This window comes from Microvirga sp. P5_D2, from assembly GCF_054049475.1.
In genome coordinates, this window is the sequence record NZ_JBFUMH010000240.1 from 1 (window position 1) to 5,540 (window position 5,540).

Annotated in this window: 5 protein-coding genes and 2 pseudogenes; 5 read left to right on the top strand and 2 right to left on the bottom strand. The window is 61.3% G+C overall.

From position 1 onward, the window contains the following. From ACXJKO_RS29280 to ACXJKO_RS29290, 3 genes are all read left to right on the top strand, one after another. The coding region (locus ACXJKO_RS29280; protein WP_457094548.1) for a M15 family metallopeptidase at positions 1–224 on the top strand (224 nt) is incomplete at its 5' end. Positions 225–413: 189 nt separating this feature from the next. Further along, entirely contained in the window at positions 414–1,331 is a 918-nt protein-coding gene (locus ACXJKO_RS29285; RefSeq protein WP_457094549.1) for an alpha/beta fold hydrolase, read from the top strand. A 237-nt stretch (positions 1,332–1,568) separates the two neighbouring features. Next, positions 1,569–2,036, top strand: coding sequence for a TetR/AcrR family transcriptional regulator (locus ACXJKO_RS29290; protein ID WP_457094552.1), 468 nt, complete (start codon positions 1,569–1,571; stop codon positions 2,034–2,036). A 257-nt stretch (positions 2,037–2,293) separates the two neighbouring features. Here the strand turns inward: ACXJKO_RS29290 and ACXJKO_RS29295 are convergent, their stop codons facing one another. Next, a complete protein-coding gene (locus tag ACXJKO_RS29295) occupies positions 2,294–2,767 on the bottom strand; it encodes a MaoC family dehydratase (protein ID WP_457094550.1) in 474 nt (157 codons plus the stop codon). A gap of 107 nt (positions 2,768–2,874) precedes the next feature. Between ACXJKO_RS29295 and ACXJKO_RS29300 the strand changes: the two genes are divergently transcribed. After that, positions 2,875–3,495: an IS6 family transposase gene (locus tag ACXJKO_RS29300; RefSeq protein ID WP_457094551.1), complete on the top strand. Its 621-nt coding sequence runs from the start codon at positions 2,875–2,877 to the stop codon at positions 3,493–3,495. Between the two features lie 156 nt (positions 3,496–3,651). Here the strand turns inward: ACXJKO_RS29300 and ACXJKO_RS29305 are convergent. Further along, positions 3,652–4,804, bottom strand: a pseudogene (locus ACXJKO_RS29305) (IS110 family RNA-guided transposase). A 248-nt stretch (positions 4,805–5,052) separates the two neighbouring features. Here ACXJKO_RS29305 and ACXJKO_RS29310 point away from each other — a divergent pair. Then, a pseudogene (locus ACXJKO_RS29310) lies at positions 5,053–5,181 on the top strand (DDE-type integrase/transposase/recombinase); the annotation flags it as partial. Positions 5,182–5,540 lie beyond the last annotated feature (359 nt).

Below are 5,540 nucleotides of genomic sequence, written 5' to 3' on the forward strand. Positions count from 1 at the left end.
GCTGGTCCAAGACGCAGGACAGCCCACACCGGTCTGGCAATGCGGTGGACCTGTGGCCGCTCGACCAAGAGGGCCGGGTCTTCTTTGATCCACAGGCCCAGAACAGGATTGCCACTGCGCTGAGGAGGGCCGCCGCAGAACTGGGCGTGCCGATCCGCTGGGGCGGCCGGTTCCGCGGCTTCAAAGACTGGGACCGTTCGCATTTTGAGGTCGCACCGCCATAACCGGAATGGGTGCTTTATCGCCGCCAAGTGTCAGCCTTCTCGCCGTTCATTCAAGCCTGCTGTTGAGCCGTAAGCAGTCCCTCACCTGTTCGGTGGCATCCCATGGTGCCTCACGCCACACTCTCGGCGCCCGTAGAGGCTAAACACATCACCGTGAGCTGTATTCTTGCTGCTTGAGGAGAACCTACCATGTTCCGGCTCGTGCTTGGGGCTTTAGGTGTCCTTGTGATGTCGCTGCCCGTCGCGGCTCAGGTCCCGGCTTACCCCGATAGTTTTCGCACGCAGGAGATCCAAACCAACGGGATGACCCTGCATGTCCGGGTCGGCGGTCACGGGCCGGCGGTCCTGCTGCTACACGGCTATGGTGAGACCGGTGACATGTGGGCGCCCCTAGCCGCTGACCTCGTCCACGACCATACCGTCGTCGCGCCGGATTTGCGGGGTCTAGGACTCTCGGCCCGGCCCGAGTCCGGCTACGACAAGAAAACCCAGGGGCAGGACATGACAGGACTCTTGGATGCCCTGAAGATCGACAAGATCGACCTCGTCACGCATGACATCGGCAACATGGTCGGCTACGCCTTGGCCGTCCAACAGCCGGCCCGGATCACGCGCTTCGTTCTCATCGATGCGCCTCTGCCAGGAGTTGGTCCGTGGGACGAGATCCTCAAGAATCCGTTGTTGTGGCACTTCCGCTTTGGCGGGCCGGACATGGAGCGCCTCGTCGCTGGGCGTGAGCGCATTTTTCTCGACCGCTTCTGGAATGAGTTCTCCGCCACGCCGAGCCGCTTCACCGAGGCGTCGCGGGAGCATTACGCCCAGCTCTATGCGTTGCCCGGCGCGATGCATGCGGGCTTTGCTCAGTTCGCCGCATTCGATCAGGATGCGCTCGACAACAAGGCCTTCCTTGCAGCCAAGGGCAAGCTCCCGATGCCGGTACTGGCAGTCGGCGGTGAGAAATCATTCGGACCGATGATGGCGACTGTGATGCGGTTCGCCGCCAGCGATGTAACRGAAGAAATCATTCCCGACTCCGGCCACTGGATCATGGAAGAGAACCCTACAGCGACGATCACGATGGTTCGAGCCTTTCTCTCGTCGAAGTAAAGGGCCAGTTCGTCAGTTGTTGAACCTTCGAGCCTCAGGGATGTCTCGACAGGGGCTTGGTTTTTTTGTCGCCATTGCGCCTCTTGCGGGTTGGTTTGGTCTTGACGTCCGCAGCCTGAGAAGCCGCTGAAGCATCGTCGAACGGGTCAGCGAACTTGGCAGGATTGTCTTGGCAGCATTGCTGATGATGCCTGCGGCCGCCCGCAGATCCGCTTTGATGAAGAGACGCGGCGCCTGATCCTCAAGGCGGCTTCGCTGGAATTCCGGGCCAACGGCTACGCCTCCACCACCATGGTGGCCGTGGGCCAATGGGCCGGGGTCTCCAGCAAAACGATGTATCGCCTCATCCCGACCAAAGCGGATCTGTTCAAGAGCATGTGCTCCGACCGGATCGGTAGTTTTATGCTGGCCATCGATGAGACCGTCGTCGGGCCCCTCGAGCTTGAGGCGGCGCTCGAGCGCATTTTGTGCGCTTATGATAACTTGGCCCTTGACCAAGAAGTTATTGCCATCATCCGGCTTGTCACCGGTGAGAATGGCCGGTTTCCCGAGCTCGGCTCGGCCTTTTGCGAGAGCGCATTCCGACGCACCAGGGAGGCCATTGAGGGCTGGCTGCGGCGGCAATGCGACCGGGGACTTATCGCGCTTGAGGACCCTGGCATTGCGGCCGACATGCTGCGCGGCATGATGGTGATGGAGCTGTAGCGAGCCGTGATGCTGGGCCAATGCAGGGCGCCCGATGCGGAGGAGATCGCTGCACGAGCGAGGATATGTGCACACCTGTTTCTGAACGGCTGCCGTCCCAATCACTTCAGGCCTTTAGCCGCCGACCTCAGCCAAGCAACAGGCGCAGTCTGGGATCCCTGCAAGAGACAGAAGGGACGGGTAGATTTATCGATGTGCCGCCCACGGAGGCTCTGGCATCTCCAGGTAGTCGTGATTGTCCGTCAATCAGGCGACACTCAGGGCGCGGAGGTGGACGGGCTCCGCGGAACCACAAGCTTCGACACAAGCACCTGAACGACTTCGCCGCGCTGGTTGTGGGTCTCGCTCCGCAAAACCACGATGCCCCGATCTGGCTTGGAACGGGACGGGGTGATCTCCATGACCACACTGACGACATGGAGTTCGTCGCCGGGACGGGTCGGCTTCGGCCACGCGATCTCGCCCCCAGCGCCGACAAGGCCACCGGCGATGGGCGCGCCTCCGGTCACGAGCATTCGCATCGTGAGAGCAGCCGTGTGCCAGCCGCTGGCCGCGAGGCCGGCAAAGAGCGACCTGGCTGCGGCATCCTCGTCAAGGTGAAACGGTTGCGGGTCGAACTCCTCAGCGAAGCGCTTGATCTGGTCGGCATCCAGTCTGTGGGATGTGCTCGAGAAGGTCTGGCCGACGTGCAGGTCGTCAAGAAACAGATGTTCTCTCTTGTAGCTCTCCATTCCAGCACCCTCCATTCGTCACTTCCAGGCAGCCTCACCGACTGGGCGGCACCGTTGCATTAACCTTAGCGGTGTAGCGAGGGGCGGCCAATCGAGGAGCCGTCCCGTTGTCGATCTTCAAGCGCCGTCGCTTTCCGGTCGAGATCATCCTGTTATGCGTGCGCTGGTACTGCAAATACGGCATCAGCTCCCGTGACCTCGCCGAGATGATGCCGGAGCGCGGCATCGTGGTCGACCCGACCACGATCTTCCGTTGGGTTCAGTGCTATGCGCCTGAGATTGAGAAGCGAGTTCGCCAGTATCAGGGCGATCGATCTGGGCCATGGCGGGTGGACGAGACCTATGTGCGGGTCGGAGGCAAGTGGAAGTATCTCTTTCGTGTGGCCGACAAGCACGCACAGCTGATCGACTTTATGCTGTCCGGCCGCCGCAACACCAGAGCAGCCTACCGCTTCCTGCGCAAAGCTCTGAGGACGATGAGCGACTATCCACCATCCTCAATCACAACTGACAGACTGGCGTCCTATTCCAAGGCGATCCGGCGCCTGCAACGAGAAGGCCACTTGGCGCAAGACGTGGAGCACTGCACCTCGAAATACCTCACGGATGTATTTGACAAGCCATTTTCGACATCGGTGGGAGCATTCTCCTTCTGGTCTGTTGGTCTGAATCAGGCGCTGTCCGCATGGTGCCTGGCAGAAACTGGGTGTGAGCGCGCCATCGCGTGACGAGAGGCTCGCCGGTCTACCTGGGCGACAGAAGTGCATATGATACTGGCTCCCTACCGGCGAGTGGATCGACAGGGCTGGTTCTGCTATAGTGGACGGGCTCGGGTGACCCCGGAGCGAAGAGCAGGGCGTGAGGTTGCAACCCTGCCGCGCAGCTTAGGACCGTCGCACCTCATTGGCGGCACCCGAGTACCCCTGCGGTGATCCTTGTTTCCAGCTGGCCACAAAGCGCCGGTAAGCTTCTTCGGCCTGGCCGACCATCTCCCGCTCTGCCTCACGCACAGCCTTCTTGCTGTATGCGGCGGCGGATCCCTTTTGCCGCCCACCCCGGTGCGATGGATATCCCGCTGCCAGTTCCAAGTAGTGCAGTTTCCACTGCAGCAGCGCCGGCCGGCTCCAGGTGTAGTCTTCATCTTTGCTCAGCATGTGCCAGACGATCACCGCCAGCTTACGTGCCGTTGCTAAGGCCGCCTCGACCAGCATCGAGCGGGCATGAGCCCGCCCCTGTTTGCTGATGCGCCCATGATAAGCGGGCTTATCGCCTGATTGCCGCACCTTCGGATTGAGGCCGAAGTAGCTCACGAGCTCTTGCGGTGAGGAGAAGCGTTTGATGTCGCCGATCGCTGCCAGGACGCTCATGGCCACCGTGGCATTCACCCCCGTGATCGTCATCAGCCGTCTGACCTGTGGATCATCGAGCGCCTTCTGGGCGAGGCTCTTGTGCAGCTCCGCGAGCTCGGCCCCAAGCCGATCCAGCTCACCGGCATGGCGCAGGATCACCCGGCGCTGATCCTCGGCGAGCGGAAGGGCCTCCAACCAGGCCCTTCCGCGTTTCGAGAACAGGCTGCCTTGATAGGGTGGGGATCAGATGAGCGTGCAGAATCGAGTGGATCCGGTTCTTGAGGCGGGTCATCTGCGCGACCAGTTGGGCGCGTTCTGCCGTGACACGGCGGCGGGCCTCGGTCTCCTCGTCCGGCATCCAGACCTCGGGGAGGAACCCGCTGGCATGGAGCTTCGCCAGCACGCGAGCATCGATCTTGTCGGTCTTGACCTTGGCCCAGGCGATCGCACGCACCAGGTTGGGATTGGCAATCACCACGCGCGCCACGAACGGCGACAGCAGGCGCACGATGGCGCTGGTGTTGCCGGTCGCCTCCAGGACGATCTCATCGTCCGGCTTCAGCGATTGGGCAAAGTGCAGCAGGCGACTGCGTTCGAGATCGACCTTGCCGGCATCCCGGATAGTTCCGTTCTCCAGGATTGCCATCTGGGCAAAGGAACGATGAACATCGAGAGCAATGATCCTCATCTCCGGCTCCTGTGGCTTAAGCAACTTCGGGAGCCAGTGGGCCACACGACAACTACGGATCCGCACTCGCAGCGCACCCGGGCCAGTCGAAGGGGCGGCCAGATAACAACACGAGCTCTCAGCTCACAGATACTTTCGGCCTGCCCACCTTCCGTGCTCCCGACACCCCTATCCCGGTGCGCCGAGGATACCTGATCCGTCAGCCTTCAGAAACCTGAATGGAGGTGTCGCGCCTATTCATGCCCGATAACAACATCATTGAAGCCGACCATGGAGCACTTAAGCGCGTCATCCGGCCGACCGGCGGCTTCCAGAGGATGGCAACAGCCTCCGCCACGCTCAAAGGCTTTGAGGTGATGCGGATGATCCGCCGCGGCCATTGCAGCCTGGCTCAGCGCGACGTGACAGGAGAAATCCGACTTGTGAACCAGCTCTCCGGTCTCGCGGCCTGAGTGACCCGTTCGACTGGGTTCGTCGTGACCGTTCCAAGTTAATGCAACAGAGCCCATTGCCACGAAGAAAAAGGGCGCGTGATTAACTTTATCTGTTGATTGCAGGTGACAACTGGGTCCTGCGGCGCCAAATGCCGGAAACCCTACAGGAGTTTTCCATGCCCAAGGCAAAGCCTGCACTCAAACGTCCTCGTGCCAAGTCCCCCGCAAAGACTGCGCGCGCAAAAGCGACTGGAGCTGATGCTGGACAAACTGCGAGCCTCGGCAGCCGTACTGTGTCAGCT